Origin of the sequence: Kocuria oceani, from assembly GCF_029524215.1 — a bacterium.
In the GTDB taxonomy this organism is placed as follows: Bacteria; Actinomycetota; Actinomycetes; order Actinomycetales; family Micrococcaceae; genus Kocuria; species Kocuria oceani.
Genome location: NZ_JARAMH010000002.1, coordinates 246,674 through 263,656 on the forward strand (window position 1 = coordinate 246,674; position 16,983 = coordinate 263,656).

Annotated in this window: 17 protein-coding genes; 14 read left to right on the top strand and 3 right to left on the bottom strand. The window is 75.6% G+C overall.

Going from position 1 to position 16,983, the window contains the following annotated elements:
* The first annotated feature begins 143 nt into the window (after positions 1-143).
* From PU704_RS03075 to PU704_RS03090, 4 genes are all read left to right on the top strand, one after another.
* Positions 144-995, top strand: a complete 852-nt coding sequence (locus PU704_RS03075; RefSeq protein WP_277550084.1) for an ABC transporter ATP-binding protein — start codon at positions 144-146, stop codon at positions 993-995.
* Positions 977-2,629, top strand: coding sequence for a hypothetical protein (locus tag PU704_RS03080; RefSeq protein WP_277550085.1), 1,653 nt, complete (start codon positions 977-979; stop codon positions 2,627-2,629). The genes PU704_RS03075 and PU704_RS03080 overlap by 19 nt, the downstream gene beginning before the upstream one ends.
* A gap of 51 nt (positions 2,630-2,680) precedes the next feature.
* Positions 2,681-3,019 carry a DUF3039 domain-containing protein gene (locus PU704_RS03085; RefSeq protein ID WP_277550086.1) on the top strand — a complete coding sequence of 113 codons (339 nt, stop codon included), beginning with the start codon at positions 2,681-2,683 and terminating at the stop codon, positions 3,017-3,019.
* A gap of 124 nt (positions 3,020-3,143) precedes the next feature.
* A complete protein-coding gene (locus PU704_RS03090; RefSeq protein WP_277550087.1) occupies positions 3,144-4,946 on the top strand; it encodes a DEAD/DEAH box helicase in 1,803 nt (600 codons plus the stop codon).
* Between the two features lie 114 nt (positions 4,947-5,060).
* Here the strand turns inward: PU704_RS03090 and PU704_RS03095 are convergent, their stop codons facing one another.
* Both PU704_RS03095 and PU704_RS03100 read right to left on the bottom strand, forming a co-directional pair.
* Positions 5,061-5,672, bottom strand: a complete 612-nt coding sequence (locus PU704_RS03095) for an isochorismatase family protein (protein ID WP_047802185.1) — start codon at positions 5,670-5,672, stop codon at positions 5,061-5,063.
* Between the two features lie 97 nt (positions 5,673-5,769).
* The gene (locus PU704_RS03100; protein WP_380113874.1) at positions 5,770-7,119 is read right to left on the bottom strand and encodes a nicotinate phosphoribosyltransferase; all 1,350 of its coding nucleotides are present in this window, start codon (positions 7,117-7,119) and stop codon (positions 5,770-5,772) included.
* Between the two features lie 55 nt (positions 7,120-7,174).
* On the opposite strand from PU704_RS03100, the gene clpS reads away from it, so the two are divergent.
* From clpS to PU704_RS03140, 8 genes are all read left to right on the top strand, one after another.
* Positions 7,175-7,513: an ATP-dependent Clp protease adapter ClpS gene (clpS, locus tag PU704_RS03105; protein ID WP_047802183.1), complete on the top strand. Its 339-nt coding sequence runs from the start codon at positions 7,175-7,177 to the stop codon at positions 7,511-7,513.
* The gene (locus PU704_RS03110; RefSeq protein WP_277550089.1) at positions 7,514-8,074 is read left to right on the top strand and encodes a DUF2017 domain-containing protein; all 561 of its coding nucleotides are present in this window, start codon (positions 7,514-7,516) and stop codon (positions 8,072-8,074) included.
* A 149-nt stretch (positions 8,075-8,223) separates the two neighbouring features.
* Entirely contained in the window at positions 8,224-9,168 is a 945-nt protein-coding gene (murI, locus tag PU704_RS03115) for a glutamate racemase (protein WP_047802181.1), read from the top strand.
* A gap of 56 nt (positions 9,169-9,224) precedes the next feature.
* Entirely contained in the window at positions 9,225-10,052 is an 828-nt protein-coding gene (locus tag PU704_RS03120; protein WP_277550090.1) for an MBL fold metallo-hydrolase, read from the top strand.
* 56 nt (positions 10,053-10,108) lie between these two features.
* Positions 10,109-10,894 carry a ribonuclease PH gene (gene rph / locus PU704_RS03125; protein WP_047802179.1) on the top strand — a complete coding sequence of 262 codons (786 nt, stop codon included), beginning with the start codon at positions 10,109-10,111 and terminating at the stop codon, positions 10,892-10,894.
* Positions 10,887-11,537 (top strand): RdgB/HAM1 family non-canonical purine NTP pyrophosphatase, encoded by a 651-nt coding sequence (gene rdgB, locus PU704_RS03130; RefSeq protein WP_047802178.1) that lies wholly within the window; start codon positions 10,887-10,889, stop codon positions 11,535-11,537. The genes rph and rdgB overlap by 8 nt, the downstream gene beginning before the upstream one ends.
* A 26-nt stretch (positions 11,538-11,563) precedes the next feature.
* Positions 11,564-12,430: a phosphotransferase family protein gene (locus PU704_RS03135; RefSeq protein WP_277550091.1), complete on the top strand. Its 867-nt coding sequence runs from the start codon at positions 11,564-11,566 to the stop codon at positions 12,428-12,430.
* A 22-nt stretch (positions 12,431-12,452) separates the two neighbouring features.
* Positions 12,453-13,142 (top strand): 3'-5' exonuclease, encoded by a 690-nt coding sequence (locus tag PU704_RS03140; RefSeq protein ID WP_277550092.1) that lies wholly within the window; start codon positions 12,453-12,455, stop codon positions 13,140-13,142.
* Here the strand turns inward: PU704_RS03140 and PU704_RS03145 are convergent.
* Entirely contained in the window at positions 13,114-14,229 is a 1,116-nt protein-coding gene (locus PU704_RS03145; RefSeq protein ID WP_277550093.1) for an ADP-ribosylglycohydrolase family protein, read from the bottom strand. The genes PU704_RS03140 and PU704_RS03145 overlap by 29 nt on opposite strands.
* A 203-nt stretch (positions 14,230-14,432) precedes the next feature.
* Between PU704_RS03145 and PU704_RS03150 the strand changes: the two genes are divergently transcribed.
* Both PU704_RS03150 and PU704_RS03155 read left to right on the top strand, forming a co-directional pair.
* Entirely contained in the window at positions 14,433-15,476 is a 1,044-nt protein-coding gene (locus PU704_RS03150; protein ID WP_277550094.1) for an MIP/aquaporin family protein, read from the top strand.
* A 164-nt stretch (positions 15,477-15,640) separates the two neighbouring features.
* Positions 15,641-16,948, top strand: a complete 1,308-nt coding sequence (locus PU704_RS03155) for a hypothetical protein (protein ID WP_277550095.1) — start codon at positions 15,641-15,643, stop codon at positions 16,946-16,948.
* The last annotated feature ends 35 nt before the right edge of the window (positions 16,949-16,983 follow it).

Consider the following 16,983-nt stretch of genomic DNA (forward strand, 5'->3'; position numbering starts at 1 on the left):
CGCTGCCTGACCGCGCGGCCGGGATCCGCGGCGGGGCGGCGGGTCCCGGCTCCGCCGCCCGGGGGAGCCCGGACCCGGACCCGGCCGGCGGGATCCGTCGTGCGCCGGAGGCGCCCCGGACCCCGCCTGCCTACGCTGGTGGCATGAGCCACCAGCCGCCCCCGCCCCCCGCCCCGGTCCCGTCCGCGGCACCGGACCGATCCGCCCCGCCGCCCGGCGGGCAGCCCGCGCTGAGCGTGCGCGGGCTGGTCCGGGTCTTCGGCCGGCCCGGGGCCCCGGACGCCAAGGTCGCCGTGGACCGGGTCGACCTCGACGTGCCGCGCGGGTCCTTCTTCGGACTCGTGGGCCGCAACGGCGCCGGCAAGACCACCATGCTGTCCATGGCCACCGGCCTGCTGCGCCCCACGGCGGGGACGGTCCGGGTCGCCGGGGTGGACGTCTGGGCCGAGCCCCGCCGGGCGAAGCAGCTGATGGGCGTGCTGCCCGACGGAGTGCACCTGTTCGACCGGCTCACGGGCCGGCAGCTGGTCACCTACTCGGGCCTGCTGCGCGGGATGGACCGCGAGGTCGTGGCCGAGCGCGCCGAGGACCTCCTGCGGGCCATGGACCTGCTCGGCGACGCCGGCACCCAGGTGCAGGACTACTCCGCGGGCATGACCAAGAAGATCGCCCTGGCGGGCGCCCTCGTCCACGCCCCGAGCCTGCTCGTGCTCGACGAGCCGTTCGAGTCGGTGGACCCCGTCTCGGCGGCCAACATCCGCCAGATCCTGCACGGCTTCGTGGCCGCCGGCGGCACCGTGGTGGTCTCCAGCCACGTCATGGACCTGGTGCAGCGGATGTGCGACCACGTGGCGGTCATGGACCGCGGCCGGGTGCTCGCCGCCGGCACGGTCGACGAGGTGCGGGCGGGAGCATCCCTGGAGGACCGGTTCGTGGAGCTCGTCGGCGGCCGCCGGGAGACGGGGGAGGAGCTCTCGTGGCTGCGCCCGGAGTGAGCCCCGGCCTCGCGCCCGCCCCGCACGGACCCGTGCCCGGCCGCGCCGGTGCGGCGCTGCCGGTCCGGCACCTCGTGGGGCTCAAGGCGAGGATCCTGCTCAACACCCTCAGCCGCAGCACCTGGGTGCTCGTGGGCACCGTCGTGGGCGCGGCCTACTTCCTGTTCCTGCTGGTCACCTCGCTCGTGGGACTGTTCCTGCTCGGCCGCGAGGAGCTCTCCCTGGTGCGGACCGTGCTGGTCCTGGCCGGGTCCGCGGCGACCCTGGCCTGGTGGCTGGTGCCCGTCCTCGCCTCCCGCGCCGACGCGACCCTGGACCCGGCCCGGCTGGCCCTGTTCCCGCTCACGGTCGGCCAGGTCCAGTGGGGCCAGGCCCTCGGCGCGCTCGTCGGGGTCCCCGGGGCCCTGACGGCGCTCGCGCTGGCCGGGACCGTGCTCGCCTGGCGGTCCTCGGCCGCGGCCGTGCTCACCGCCCTCGTCTGCCTGCCCCTGGCCCTGGCGCTGCTGTTCACCGGCTCCCGCTGCGTCACGGCGCTCGCGATCGGGCTGAGCCGCCGGCGCCGGCTGACCGAGCTGCTGTCGGTGGTCGCGCTCGTGGGCCTGGTCTTCCTCGGCCCGCTGTTCGCCGGGGTGCTCAGCGGGCTGGAGCTCGTGTGGGAGCGGCTCCCGGAGTACGCCGCGGCCCTGGCCTGGACGCCGCCGGGGGCCGTCTGGGCCCTGCCCGCCGACGTGGCCGCCGGCCGGTGGGCCGCGGCCGCCGCGCGGCTGGCGGTGACCGTGCTGACCGTGCTCGCCCTCGTGCTGCTCTGGCGGGTCGCCCAGCAGCGTGCCCTCACCAGCACCGCCGGGGAGCGGGCGGCGGCGACCGGCGGGAGCGACGGCGCGGGGCTCCTCGACCGGCTGCCGCCCCGCCCCTGGGCCGCCGTGGCGGCCCGCTGCCTGATCTACTGGATCCGGGACCCGCGCTACTCGGCGGGCCTGCTCGTGATTCCCGCGATCGCCGTGCTGCTGTGGCTGACCCGGGACCCCGGCGGGCCCAACGTCCTGTTCCACGCCCTGGGCCCCATGGTGGCCGCGCTGATGGCCTACACGATCTCCGCCGACGTCTCCTCGGACAACACCGCCGTCCACCTGCACCTGCTGGCGGGGCTGCGGGGCGTGCACGACCGCGCGGGGCGGGTGCTCGCCCTGCTGGTGGTCGCGGCGCCGCTCGCGGCCCTCGGGCTGCTGCTGCCCCTCGCGGTGGAGGGCCGCTGGCACCTGCTGCCGGGGCTGCTGGGCACCACGGTGCTGGCGCTGCTCGGCGGGTGCGGCCTGGCCTCGGTGATGTCGGCCCGCTACACCTATCCGGTGGCCCCGCCGGGCGCCTCCCCGCTGAAGACGCCGGAGGGGTTCACGGTGCTCAACGTGCTCGTGCAGTTCGTGGCCCTGGCGCTCATGCTGCTCCTCACGCTGCCCGCGGCCGTGCCGCTGCTCGTGCACGCGGCCGGCGGGAGCGCCGGGTGGGGCTGGGCGGCGCTGGCCGCCGGGCTGGTGCTGGGCCCGCTGCTGTGCGGGCTCGGCGTGGTCGTGGGCGGGCGCTGGTACGACCGGCGGGCCCCGGAGCTGCTCCAGGAGGTCGCCCGGTTCCGCTGAGCCGGCGCCGGGTCGCACGCCCGGCGACGGCGACGGGGTAAACTGACGCCCATGCACTCCTTCCCAGCCTCCACTCCCGGCACCCCGACCAGCGGGCTGGACGACAGCCCCTACGGCACCGACCCGGCGCAGCCGGCGGGCGGCACCACGACCATCGAGCGCGAGGAGACCCGGGAGGTCCAGGAGCCCGGCGACCACGAGCGCTTCGCGCACTACGTGCGCAAGGAGAAGATCATGGAGTCCGCCCTCTCCGGCGAGCCCGTGATCGCGCTGTGCGGCAAGGTCTGGGTGCCGGGGCGGGACCCGCAGCGGTTCCCCGTGTGCCCCACCTGCAAGGAGATCTACGAGGGCCTGCGCCCGAGCAACGACAGCGGCGACGACCAGGGCTGAGCACGGCCCTTCCGACGAAGCGCCCGCCGCCGGCGGGCGCTTTTGCGTGGCCCGCCGCCGCGCCCTCCCACCCGCCGCGGCCCGTGCCGGGCCGCGGCACCACGAGCGAAAGGACATCGCCACCGTGTCCCAGGACGACCAGCTGTCCTTGTTCGGCGCCGCCGCCGCCGACCTCCCCCCGGCCTATCCGGACCGCGCCGCGTGGGGGACGGCCCCCAAGCTGCGTGCCTGGCAGGCGGAGGCGCTGCAGCGCTACTTCGAGGCCCAGCCCCAGGACTTCATGGCGGTGGCGACCCCCGGGGCCGGCAAGACGACCTTCGCGCTGCGGGTGGCCAAGGAGCTCTTCGACCGCGGCACCGTCAACCGCATCACGGTGGTGACCCCCACCGACCACCTCAAGCGCCAGTGGGCGGACGCCGCCGCCCGGGTGGGGCTGGCGATCGACCCGAACTTCAAGAACTCGGACGGCTCCCACGGCCGGGACTACCTCGGCGCCGCGGTGACGTACTCGCAGGTGGCCATGAAGCCGCTGCTCCACCGCGCCCGCACCGAGGCCGGCCGCACCCTGGTGATCATGGACGAGATCCACCACGCCGGGGACGCGCTGACCTGGGGCGACGGACTGCAGGAGGCCTTCGACCCGGCCGTGCGCCGGCTCGCGCTGACCGGCACCCCGTTCCGCTCGGACACCGCCCCGATCCCCTTCGTGCGCTACGTGGAGGACGGGGACGGCATCCGCCGCTCCAGCGCCGACTACACCTACGGCTACGGGGACGCCCTGAAGGACCACGTGGTGCGCCCGGTGATCTTCCTGGCCTACTCGGGGCAGATGCGCTGGCGCACGAGCGCGGGCGAGGAGATGGCCGCGGAGCTCGGCGAGGGCTTCACCAAGGACATCACCTCGCAGGCCTGGCGCACCGCCCTGGACCCCCAGGGGCAGTGGATCCCCTCGGTGCTGCAGGCCGCCGACCAGCGGCTCACCGAGGTGCGGCGCACCGTGCCCGACGCCGGGGCGCTGGTCATCGCGACCGACCACCAGGACGCCAAGGCCTACGCCGCCCAGCTGCGCCGGATCACCGGGGAGAACCCCGCCGTGGTGCTCTCCGACGACAAGGGCGCCTCGGACCGGATCGACGAGTTCTCCGCCGGCGACAGCCGCTGGATGGTCGCCGTGCGCATGGTCTCGGAGGGCGTGGACGTCCCGCGTCTGGCCGTGGGCGTCTACGCGACGTCCACCTCCACCCCGCTGTTCTTCGCCCAGGCCGTCGGCCGCTTCGTGCGCGCCCGCAAGCGCGGGGAGACCGCGTCCGTGTTCCTGCCGTCCGTGCCCGCGCTGATGCAGCTGGCCAACGAGATGGAGGCCGAGCGGGACCATGCCCTCGACAAGCCGGCGGCCGCGGAGACCGGCCTGCCCGCCGACCCGATGGAGGAGGGCTGGGACGACGACCTGCTCGAGGAGGCCAACCGCGAGGAGAAGGCGTCCTCGACCCTCGCGCAGGGCCGCTTCGAGGCCATCGGCTCCGACGCGTCCTTCCACGGCGTGCTCTTCGACGGCGGCGCGTTCGGCGGCGGCGTGGCCGTGGGCTCCGAGGAGGAGGCCGACTTCCTGGGCATTCCCGGGCTGCTCGAGGCGGACCAGGTCTCGGCGCTGCTGCGGGAGCGGCAGTCGCAGCACGCCCGTCGTCGCTCGGGCACGGCCCGGGCCCCGGAGGCGCCGGCCGTGCCCGACCACCGGCGGCTCAAGGAGCTGCGTTCGACCCTGTCCAAGAACGTCTCGGCCTGGGCGTCGCGCACGGGCACCCCGCACGGCATGGTGCACAACGAGCTGCGCCGCGTCTGCGGCGGCCCGCCGGTGGCGCAGGCCAACGAGGAGCAGCTGCAGGCCCGCGTGAAGAAGCTCCAGGACTGGTTCATCGGCCGCAAGTGACCCCGCGCTCCTCCCCGCGGGGCCGCGGCTGTCGGCCACCGCGGCGCCGCCGGCCGCCGACAGCCGCAACCTCGCGGAGGTGAGCGGAGGAGAGCGCAGGAGACAGGGGGTGGGTCAGGAGTGGACGAGCTCGACGCCCGCGTCGGCCATCTCCTGCAGGGCACGGGCGGTGGACTCCTCGGCCACACCGGCGGTGAGCCCGACCAGGACCCGGGTGTCGTAGCCGGCCTCGACGGCGTCCAGAGCGGTGGCCCGCACGCAGTGGTCGGCGGCCAGGCCCACGATGTCCACGGCCTCGATCTCGTGCTCGCGCAACCAGTCGTCCAGGCTGACGTCGGGCTCGTCGTCCACGTCCTCGTCGTCGCCCATGGGCACGTCCGCGTCCGGGGCGAGCAGGCCCTCGAAGCCGGAGTAGGCGGCGTCGTGCTCGCCCTTGCGGAACCACGCCTGGATCCAGTCGGTGTCCAGGTCCGGGTGCGAGTGCGCGCCGGCCGAATCGGCCACGCAGTGCACGGGCCAGGAGTGCACGTAGTCGGGCTCGTCGGAGAAGTGCGCCCCGGGGTCTATGTGCCAGTCCTGGGTCGCGGCCACGGCGGCGTACTCCCCGTGGTGGTTCTCGAGGTGCTCCGACACGGCGGCGGCGACCTCGGCGCCGCCGGTCACGGGGAGGGCCCCGCCCTCGCAGAAGTCGTTCTGCACGTCGACGACGATCAGTGCGGTCCTCATGGTGCTCCTCCTCTAGTCGGCCGGCTCCGGTGGAATGGGCCGGGCCGGGTCGGTGCGGGTCGGTGGGGATGGGGTCGGGCCGAGCGGGCCCGGGGGCTCAGGCGACGGCCTCCGGTTCGACGACGGTGGGGATCACGGGGTCGCCCTCGCTCAGCCGCCGGGCGGAGCGGGGGAGCTCGGCCATCGAGGCGGTGTGCCTCGCCTGCGCCCGCTCCACGCCGGACGGCCCGGTCCAGCCGTCGAGCAGCTGCCCGTCGCGGACGAACTCCTCGAGCAGGGTCCGGTCGTCGCCGTCGTCGAGCGGGGACCGGCCGATGCCGACCATCTCGTGCGTGGCGGTGCCCCGCTGGTCGCGGCGGCGCAGCGCGTACTTCCGCCCGCCGAGGGAGGCCTTGCCCACGGCGGCCTTGGCCACGGGCTGCAGCGTCCCGGCGGAGTCCTCCCGGGCCACGAGCTTGTAGACCATGGAGGAGGTCGGGGCGCCGGAGCCGGTGACCACGCGGGTGCCCACGCCGAACGCGTCGACCGGCGCGGCGTTGAGGGCGGCGATCGCGTACTCGTCGAGGTCGGAGGTGACGGTGATCCGGGTGTCCGGGTTGCCGAGCTCGTCGAGCAGGCCGCGCACCCACGAGGCCTGGGTGACGAGGTCACCGGAGTCCAGGCGCACCCCGCCCAGCTCGGGTCCGGCGAGCTGCACGGCCCTGCGCACGGCCGCCTCCACGTCGTAGGTGTCCACGAGCAGCGTGGTGCCGCGGCCCATCGACTCCAGCTGGGCGCGGAAGGCGTCCTCCTCGCTGTCGTGCAGGAGGGTGAAGGAGTGGGCGGCCGTGCCCACGGTCCGGAGCCCGTAGCGGTGGCCGGCCTCGAGGTTGGACGTCGAGTCGAAGCCGCCGATCACCGCCGCGCGCGCCGCCGCGACGGCGGCCTCCTCATGGGCCCGGCGCGAGCCCATCTCGATGCACGGGCGGCCCGCCGCCGCACCGACCATGCGGGAGGCGGCCGAGGCCACGGCGCTGTCGTAGTTGAGCACCGACAGGAAGTAGGTCTCCAGGACGCACGCCTCCGCGAACGTCGCCTCCACCACGAGCAGCGGCGAGGAGGGGAAGTAGGCCTCGCCCTCGGCGTAGCCGGAGATCGAGCCCGTGAACCGGAACCCGGCCAGGTAGTCCAGGGTGGAGCGGTTCACCACCCCGGTGGCGGCGAGGAAGCTCAGCTGCTCGTCGTCGAAGCAGAAGCTCTCCAGGCCCTCCAGCAGGCGGCCGGTGCCGGCCACCACGCCGTAGCGGCGCCCGGCCGGCAGGCGCCGGGCGAACACCTCGAACACGCTGCGCCGGTGCGCGGTGCCCGAGTGCAGGGCCGCCTGCAGCATGGTCAGCTCGTAGTGGTCGGTCATCAGGGACGTGGGCGGCGGGGTCCACGGGTGGCTGCGCTGGTTCACGGGCACCACTCTAGCGACGCCGCCGGTGCGCCCGGCCCCCGGGACTCGCTACGATGGACGGACCATGCACTGCACCCTCCCCGCCGCCGTCCGCGCCGCGGCCACCGTTTCCCCGGAGACCGGCACCCGGACCACCGGGGAGACGTCGGTGGCCTCGGCGACCGAGCGCCCCTGGAACGTGGTCGTCTGGGACGACCCGGTCAACCTCATGAGCTACGTGACGTACGTCTTCCGCTCCTACTTCGGCTACCCGGAGGGCAAGGCCCGGGCCCTGATGCTGGAGGTCCACCACCACGGGCGCTCCGTCGTGGCCAGCGGCTCCCTGGAGGAGGCCGAGACGCACACGGCGGCCATGCACGGCTTCGGGCTGTGGGCCACCTTCGAGCAGGCAGGGGGACGCTGAGTGGCACAGGGATTCCGGTCGACCCGCAAGGGCATCACCGCCCGGTTCGAGGACGCGGAGAAGGATCTGCTGCAGAAGCTCTTCGCGGACGTGGCACAGACCCTGGCGCCCGAGGAGCCGGCCGCGCAGGACCCGCTGGAGCGCATGCTCGGGGTGTCCGCGGACGCCTCCGCCCCGGAGGACTCCGCCCTGCGGCGGCTGCTGCCCGACGCCAGCCCCGACCCGGAGCGGGCCGCGGAGTTCCGCCGGTACACGGAGCGGGCGCTGCGGGAGACCAAGATGGGTGCGCTCAAGCAGGCCGCCCTGGCCCTGGAAGCCCAGCCCGTGCGCCTGGACCCCGAGCAGGCCCAGGCCTTCGGGCAGGCGCTCAACGACGTCCGGCTGGTGCTGGCCGACCGGCTGGAGATCCGCAGCCAGGAGGACGCCGAACGGGTCGGCCGCTACGACGACTGGTCCGCGATCGAGGACGTCGAGGCGTACATGTCGCTGCTGTACAACTTCGTCTCGTGGTTGCAGGAGACCCTGATGGAGGCGCTGCTGCACGACCTGCCCCGTCACTGACCCGGAGCTGATCGAGGGCTGACCCGGGGCCGACGTGCGGCGGAGCGTGCGGGGACCCCATATGGGGAACGCCCGTGGCCGTGATCACACCGCGGCGGCCGCCGTGGGGTTTGGGGCGGCGGCACGCCGCGGACTACGCTCTTGACGATATGCAGGATGACGACGTCTTCGGGCCCGGCGGCCGCGCCGCGCGCGGCCCCAATCCCGGCTCACCCATCGGCGTGTTCGACTCGGGGGTGGGCGGGCTCACCGTGGCCCGCGCCATCATCGACCAGCTCCCGCACGAGGAGATCGTCTACGTGGGCGACACCGCGCACGGGCCCTACGGGCCGCTGCCGATCGCGGAGGTGCGGGCGCACGCCCTGCGGATCATGGACGAGCTCGTCGACTCCGGGGTCAAGCTGCTCGTGATCGCCTGCAACACGGCCTCGGCCGCGGTGCTGCGCGACGCCCGAGAGCGCTACACCCGGGTCTACGGCATCCCGGTGGTCGAGGTGATCCAGCCGGCGGTGCGCCGCGCGGTGGCCTCGACCCGCAACGGCCGGATCGGCGTGATCGGCACCGAGGCCACGGTGGGCTCGCGCGCCTACGACGACACCTTCGCCGCCGCCCCGCACCTGCGGATCGACTCGGTGGCCTGCCCGGCGTTCGTCGACTACGTGGAGGCGGGGGTCACCACCGGCCCCGGGCTCCTCGCGACGGCGCAGGGCTATCTCGGCCCGCTCAAGGACGCGGGCGTGGACACGGTCGTCCTGGGCTGCACCCACTACCCGCTGCTCACCGGGGTGATCTCCTACGTCATGGGCGACACCGTCACCCTGGTCTCCAGCGCGGAGGAGACCGCCCAGGACGTCTACCGTGCGCTCGTCAGCCACGGGCTCGAGCGCGAGCCGGGGGCGCCGGGCGGGTCGGCCAGGCACGAGTTCCTCGCCACGGGGGACGCGGCGTCCTTCGAGGTCCTCGCCCGGCGCTTCCTCGGCCCGGAGGTGGCGCGCGTGCGGCACACCAGCTCCGTGGCGGAGCAGTTCCCCACGGGCTCGCTCGCCCGGATCACCCCGGAGATGATCGGGGGCGCCGGCCCGTCCGGCGCCTGAAGCCCCGCGGCCGGTGCGGCCGCCGTCCCACCGGTTCCCCTGGAAGGCCCTCGCCCATGAAACTCACCATCATCGGATGCACCGGATCCTTCGCCGGTCCGGACTCCCCGGCCTCCTGCTACCTGGTCAGCGGCGAGGACGCCGCGGGCCGGGTCTGGCGGATCCTGCTGGACATGGGCAACGGCGCCCTGGGCGTGCTCCAGCGGCACCTGGACCTGCACGACATCGACGCCGTGCTGGTCAGCCACCTGCACCCGGACCACTGCATCGATCTCGCCGGGCTGCACGTGGCCGTCAAGTGGGACCCCCGGGGCTGGGGCGGGCCCCGGATCCCGCTGTGGGGGCCCACGGGGATCCACGACTACCTCAGCAGCACCCACGGGCTGCCGCTCGACCCGGGAATGCACGGGGAGTTCGAGTTCCACTCCTGGGTGCCCGAGCAGCCCGTGCGGATCGGACCGTTCACGATCACGCCCTATCTGGTGGAGCACCCCATTTCCGAGCCCTACGCCCTGCGCCTGGACTACGACGGGGTGATGGGGCCCAGCACGCTGACCTACTCCGGGGACACCGACGCCTGCGAGGGGCTGGTGCGCGCCGCGCACGACGCCGATGTGTTCCTCTGCGAGGCCGCCTACCACGAGGGCCGCGACGACGCCCTGCGCGGCATCCACCTCACCGGCCGGCGCGCCGGCGAGGCGGCCCGGGACGCCGGGGCGCGCAAGCTGCTGCTGACCCACCTGCCGGTCTGGAACTCGCCGACGCGGGCCGTGGAGGAGGCCGAGGAGGTCTTCGAGGGCCCCATCGGCCTGGCCGAGCCGGCCTACACCTACCGCATCGTCCGGCACAGCAGCGGCCGCCCCGCCGCCGCCGTCGGACCGTGACCCCCGGCGCCGCGGACGCGGCGTCCCGGCCCGGACCGGGGAGTAAGGTGGGTCTCATGGAAACCCCCGTCGACACGACCGCGCAGGCCTCCTCGATCCCGGGGGCGACCCGGGCGGACGGCCGCTCACCCGACGAGCTGCGACCCATCACCATCACCCGCGGCTGGTCCCAGCAGGCGGAGGGCTCCGCGCTCATCGAGTTCGGCAGCACCCGGGTGCTGTGCACCGCCTCCGTGACGGAGGGCGTTCCGCGCTGGCTGAAGGGGGAGGGGCGCGGCTGGGTGACCGCCGAGTACGCCATGCTCCCGCGCGCCACCTCCACCCGCTCCGCCCGGGAGTCCGTCAAGGGCAAGATCGGCGGGCGCACCCACGAGATCTCCCGGCTCATCGGCCGGTCCCTGCGCTCCGTCATCGACCTCTCCGCACTGGGGGAGAACACCGTGGTCCTCGACTGCGACGTCCTCCAGGCCGACGGCGGGACCCGCACCGCCGCCATCACCGGCGCCTACGTGGCGCTGGCCGAGGCGGTGAACTGGGCGCGCGCCGAAGGGCTGATCGCCCGGCGCGCCCAGCCGCTGACCGACACCGTCGCCGCCGTGTCCGTCGGGATCATCGACGGGGTGCCCATGCTCGACCTCCCCTACGTGGAGGACGTGCGGGCCGAGACCGACATGAACGTGGTCGTCACCGGCTCCGGGGACTTCGTGGAGGTCCAGGGCACCGCCGAGGGCGCCCCGTTCGACCGCGCCGAGCTCGACGCCCTGCTGGACCTGGCGCTCGCCGGCTGCGCCCAGCTGACCCAGATCCAGGTGGAGACGCTGCGGGAGGGCGACGGTGCCTGAGCACGACGGCGCCCGTGTGGTGCTGGCCACCCACAACGCCGGGAAGCTGACCGAGCTGCGGGAGATGATCGCGGCCGCGCTGCCCGGGGCGGACGTGCAGCGGCTCGTGGTGGACGCCGCCGCCGCGGGCGCCCCCGACGTCGTCGAGGACGGCACGAGCTTCGCGGCCAACGCCCTGCTCAAGGCCCGCTCCGCGGCCGCCGCCACGGGGCTGATCGCCGTGGCCGACGACTCCGGGCTGGCCGTGGACGTGCTCCACGGGGCCCCCGGGATCTTCTCGGCGCGGTGGTCCGGCCGGCACGGCGACGACGCCGCCAACCTGCGGCTGCTGCTCGACCAGCTCGCCGACATCCCCGACACCCACCGCGGCGCCGAGTTCGTGTGCGCCGCGGCCCTCGCGACCCCCGACGGCAGGGAGCACGTGGAGACCGGGACGCTGCGCGGCACGCTGCTGCGGGAACCCGTGGGGGAGGGCGGCTTCGGCTACGACCCCGTCCTGCTGCCGGAGGGCTCCGACCGGTCCGTCGCCCAGCTCACCCGCGCGGAGAAGAACGCCGTCAGCCACCGGGGCCGGGCCATGACCGCCCTGCTCCCGCACCTCCTGGCCGCGCTCGGCGCCGACACGGGCGCCGTCCCCGACTGACCCCACCCGGACCGAGAAGACAGCCCATGCCCTGGTCGTCGCTCCAGCACCTCCCCTTCGCCGGCGCCGTCGAGGCCGTCCTGGCCGAGGCGGGGATCCGCATGGCGCGCAGCGAGTGGGAGGTCCACGCCGGCGGCTCCGCGCACGTGGTGGTGAACGTGGGGCACATCATCTCCGTGCGGATCGCCAAGAACGCCACCGTCTGCGAGCAGGTGGATCGGCGCACGGAGGTCCTGCGCCGGCTGCCCCGCTTCTCCTTCCCGATCCCGCGGCCGCTGACGGGCGTGGTGGTCGCGCACGGCTACACCGGGGTGGGGCTGATCTGGCTCCCCGGGGTGCCGCACCCGCCCGGGTACGGCGACCCGGCCGTGCTGCACCGGGTCCTGACCGAGCTCGCGGAGGTCGACGCCTCCGGCTTCGCCGCCTACCTGGACCGGCCCGGCCAGCACTGGGGCGGCCACCGCCGCCGGCACGTGCTGCTCGACGAGGTCATCCCGCGGCTGCTGCCCCGCAACCAGGCGGCGGCCCGGGGGGCCGTGGCCGAGCTGGCGGCGCTGCCCACCGTCACCCCCTCCCTGGTGCACGGGGACCTGATGGGGCACAACATGCTCTGGGACGGGGAGGAGCTCACCGGCATCATCGACTGGGACCACGCCTGCCTCTACGACCCCGCGCACGACGCCGCCTCCCTCGGACTGTGGTACGGCTGGGACGTCCTGCGGGCCGCCGTGTCCGAGCCGGTCTACGAACGGGCCCGGCTGCACGCGCGCACCTTCCCGCTGCAGGCGGTCGCGTACGCCATGCACCACGACCTCGACACCGCCCAGATCAACCAGGCCATCGCCCGGGCGGACGAGTGGATCGAGACCCACCTGCGCGGCGCCCACGCCTGAGCCGGGGCAGTAGGCTGTTCCGGTGCCTTTTCCCGCTTCCCCCGCCACCGACGCACCGTCTCCCGCCGCGGCTCCCGGGCCGGCGCCCGGGACGACCGGCGCCGGGCCCTCGGCAGCCCCGTCCTCCCTCGACTTCACCGCGATCGACTTCGAGACCGCCAACCGCTTCATCGGCTCGCCGTGCGCGGTGGGACTGGTCCGGGTCCGCGCCGGGGTGGTGGTGGAGGAGCGCTCCGCGTACATGCGGCCCCCGCGCACCCGCGCCGCCTTCGACCCCGGCAACGTCCGCATCCACGGGATCACCGAGCGCACCGTCGCCGGCCACCCGCTCTTCGACGAGCTGTGGCCCCGGATCGAGGACTGGATCCTCGCCGACGACGCCGACGAGCTGGTCGTGGCGCACAACGCGGCCTTCGACATGGGAGTGATCCGCGCCGCCTGCGCGGAGACGGGCACCCGGCACGCCCCGCTGGCGTACGCGTGCAGCCTGGCGCTGGCCCGGCGCGGCTACGACCTGCCGTCCTACGCGCTGCCGCGGGCCGCGGAGGCCGCCGGCGTCCCCCTGGAGCGACACCACGACGCCCTCGAGGACGCCCGGGCCTGCGCCGGGATCGTGGTGGACCTCGTCCGGCGCTCCGGGGCGGGCACGGTCGGGGCGCTGCTCGCCGGCTGCGGCCTGAGCGTCAGGCGCCTGGCGCCCCGACTTCCCTGAGCCAGCGCTCGGCGGAGTCGGCCACCGCATCCCGGGCGTCCAGCTGGGCCAGCCACTCCGGGGGGAGGGCGGCCGTGCCGAGCGCCGCGCCCGTGACGGCGCCGGCGATCGACGCGGCGGCCTCCGGGGCGACGCCGGAGGCGGTGCCCAGGCCCACCGCGCGGCGGAACACCGCCTGCGGGTCCGCGGCCGCCGGGTCCTCGGCCTCGGCGCGCAGTGCCGCCCGGAGTCCGGCCGCCAGGACCACGGGCGCCGTCGGTTCCGCGCCGAGGTCCGCCGGGCGCCCGTCGGGCAGCGCCCCGGGGGCCGGGGTCGGCCCACCGGCGGCGCGCACGGCGTCGTCGAGCCGGGCGAGGGTCTCGTCGACCGGGCGGGTGAGGTGCGCGGCGGTCTCGCGGGCCGCGGCGACGGCGGCGGCGACCGGCCGTGCCGTCCCCTCCCGGCGGGCCCGGACGGCGGCGTGCACGGTGAAGCCGTAGACCGCCGCGGCGCTCTGCGCCTCGGGGTGCCCGTGCGTCAGCGCCGCGCCGTTGATCGCCAGCGGCGCGAGGGTGCGCCATCCCACGTGGGGCAGCAGGCCGAAGGGGGCGGAGCGCAGCACGGCCGCGGCGTCCTCGGCGTCCGGCAGCAGCGGCCGCTCGACCTCGCCCATCCGTCCGCTCCGCAGGGCCTCCAGCACCGTGCCGGCCGGGTCCCGGACAGCGTGCAGGACCTCGTGCTCGTCGAGCCGGCGGGGCAGGGGCCGTGGTGCCTCGGAGGGGTGGGGCACCCCCTGGGTGCGCAGCCAGCGCAGGTAGGCGAGCCACAGGCAGGCGGTCTCGTCGGCGGGCTGGCCGTCGTTGGCCCACTCCACGACCTCCAGGAGGGCGTCCAACGTGTAGAGGGTCAGCTGCGTGTCGTCGGAGACCAGCAGCCGCCCGGCACCGCCGTCGGGGTCCGGGTGCTCGGCGGACGGGGCGTCCGCACCGGCCCGGTAGCCGATCGCGTCCCCCAGTGCCCCGCCCAGCAGGGCGGCGCGCACGGAGTCGGCGTACTCGGGCCGGGCGGGGTCGTGGCCGGCATCGGGGCGGAGGAGGGGTCCAGGCATGCGGTCAGTGTAGTCGGGCCGTGCCGTCCGGCAGCGCCGTCCAGCAGCACCGTCCAGCAGCACCGTCCAGCCGTGCAGGCCGGTGCTGCACCGCGGTGTCTCACCGCCCTTTCAGGTGGGCTGTGGTTGCATGGCACGGGCGTCCGCCGCCCCGACCGCCACGGCACCCCCGTCCGTGTCGACCCGACCCCCAGGAGAACCCGATGACCGAGAACGTCCGCACGACCGCCGTGCGCCCCGGCGCCGAGGAACCCGCCGCCGGCAGCACCCGCGCAGGCGCCGTCGCCGCGGCCCGGCCTGAGCACCGCGCCGACACCACCGCCCTCGCCGGCCGGCGCGACCCCGAGCCCACCGGCCTCGCCGCCCCGGTGCCCGCGGCCGCGCGCAAGGACCCGGCGCCGGCCGCCGGGCAGGACCCCTCCGCCCCGGCGCGGTGGGCCGCGGAGTTCGCGGGCACGGCGCTGCTCGTCTTCGCCGGGCTGGGCACGGGCATGTTCGCCACGGAGGTCATCGACTCCGCGCTGGGCTTCGGTCTCGGCCTGCTCGCCGCGGTCGTGGCCTTCGGGCACGTCTCCGGCGGCCACTTCAACCCGGCCGTGACGCTGGCCGCCGTGGTCGCGGGCCGGACCGCTCCCGGGTCCGCGATCGGCTACGTGCTGGCCCAGGTGCTCGGCGCGCTGAGCGCCGCGGGCCTGCTGTGGGCGGTGCTGACGACCCTGCTGGACACCTCCACCACCGCCCAGGTGATCGCTGGCGTCTCCAACGGCTTTGGGGCGAACTCCGCCTCCCAGGCGGGGTGGACCACGGTCCTGCTGGTCGAGTTCGTGGCCACCGCCCTGCTCGCCCTCGTGGTGCTCGGCTCGACCGCGCCCCGGGCCAACGCCGTGCTCGCCCCGATCGCGATGGCCGCTGCGCTGGCCTTCCTGCTCACGGTCACCGCGCCGTTCGACGGCGGCTCGCTGAACCCCGCCCGCTCCACCGGCGCCGCCGTGGTCGCGGGCTCGTCCCACCTCGGGCAGCTGTGGCTCTTCTGGCTGGCACCCCTGCTGGGCGGCCTCGTGGCCGGGCTCGCCCACCGCGCGGCCGGCCTCCGGCGCCCGCGGCCCGGCACGGCGCCGGACGCGGCCCACCAGGACAGCGCCCTCGAGCACGGCGCCGTCCAGGACAGCACTGCCCAGGACAGCACTGCCCAGGGTCCCGCCGCGGATCCCACCCGTCGTGGAGCAGAGCGGGACCCGTCGGCCTGAGCGGCGGCGGGGCTCGACCGCCCCGGCGCGGGACGCTCCCGACCTCCCCGGTCCGCGCAGGAGCGGCCCGCGCTGCGCGGGGCCGACGCTTTCCGTCATCGACCGACGCCGTGGCTAGGCTGGTGCGTGCCCCGGCCCCCACCGGAAGGAACCGGACCACCCTCGTGAGCAGCACGCGCGCCCCCGAACCGCTCGGCGGGATCAGCATGGCCAGCCGTTCGCCGCTGGCCGACTCCCGCGAGCTCGCCGCCGTCAGCGGCGCCCTCTACCCGGTGCTGACCCTGCTGGTGCGCCTGCCCCAGACCATGGTGCCGCTGGGCGTGCTCACCACGGTGGCCCTGATCTCCGGGTCCCCGGCCCTCGGCACGCTGTGCGCCGGGGCCGTGACCCTCGGCTCCGCCGTGTGCGGGCTGGCCATGGGGGCGGCCGCCTCCTGGCGGGGCCGCCAGCTCGGCCTCGTCCTGCTGACGCTGGCGAATCCGGTGGCGGTCTGGTGGCTGGTCCGTCTGCTGCCGGGGGCCTCCGCCGCCGCCGAGCCCGACCCTGTCCGGCTGGTCCTGCCGTGCCTGCTCGCCGGACTGGTCCTGCCGCAGATGGGCGTGGTGTGCCGGCTGCGCTGGTGGTCGCTGCTCGGCCGGGACGACCGGCAGGACCTCTTCGACACGGCGCTGCGCCACGAGAGCGTGATGGACTCCCTGGCGACGGTCCTGGCCGCCGTGGTCACCGGGCTCGTGGCCGTGACGCTCGGGCCGGCCGCCGTGCTGGCGCTCTCGGCGGCCCTCACCCTGGCCGGCACCACCGTGTTCCTCCTGCACTGCTCGGCGCGGCTGCCGCGCCGGCTCCTGCGCTTCCGCGCCCCCGCCGCCGCGGGGCTCACCCGGGCGGCCCGGCTCCGGCGGCGCCGGACCGCGCAGCTGCGCCTGCTCCCGGTGGTGGGCATGGGGACGCTGGGTGCCCTGCTGGGGTCGATCCTCGGCTCCGTGGTCGTCTTCGCCATTTCCGTGGACGCGGTGGTCTCGGTGGCCTGGCTCTACGCGGTCACGGGGCTGACCTCGGCGGTCGCGGCGGTGTTCGCCTCCGCCCGCACGGAGGAGCTGCGGCTGTGGAACCGCTGGGTGGGGGCGGCCTCGGGGGCGGTGCTGGCCTCGATGCTGCTGACGGTCCCGGACGACTCCGTGGGGATGGTGCTCGCCCTGGCGGTGGCCGGGCTGACCACCGGTCCCTGCCTGGTGGCCGTCTACGAGCTCGCGCGGCTCGTGGCGCCGAGCTCGCGGGTCACCGCCCTCACCACGGTGATGACCGCGGCGATGAGCGTGGGGATGACCGTGGGTCTCGTGCTCTCCGGGTGGTTCGGGGAGACGTGGGGCTACCGCACCGCGGCCCTGGTGCCCGTCGGCTCCGCGGCCCTGCTCCTGGCCGGCGCCCTCGGCTTCGTCCACCGGTGGCGGCGCACCCTCCTCGACGACGCCTGAGTCCCGCCGGGCCCGGTACCGGGCCCGGCGGGACG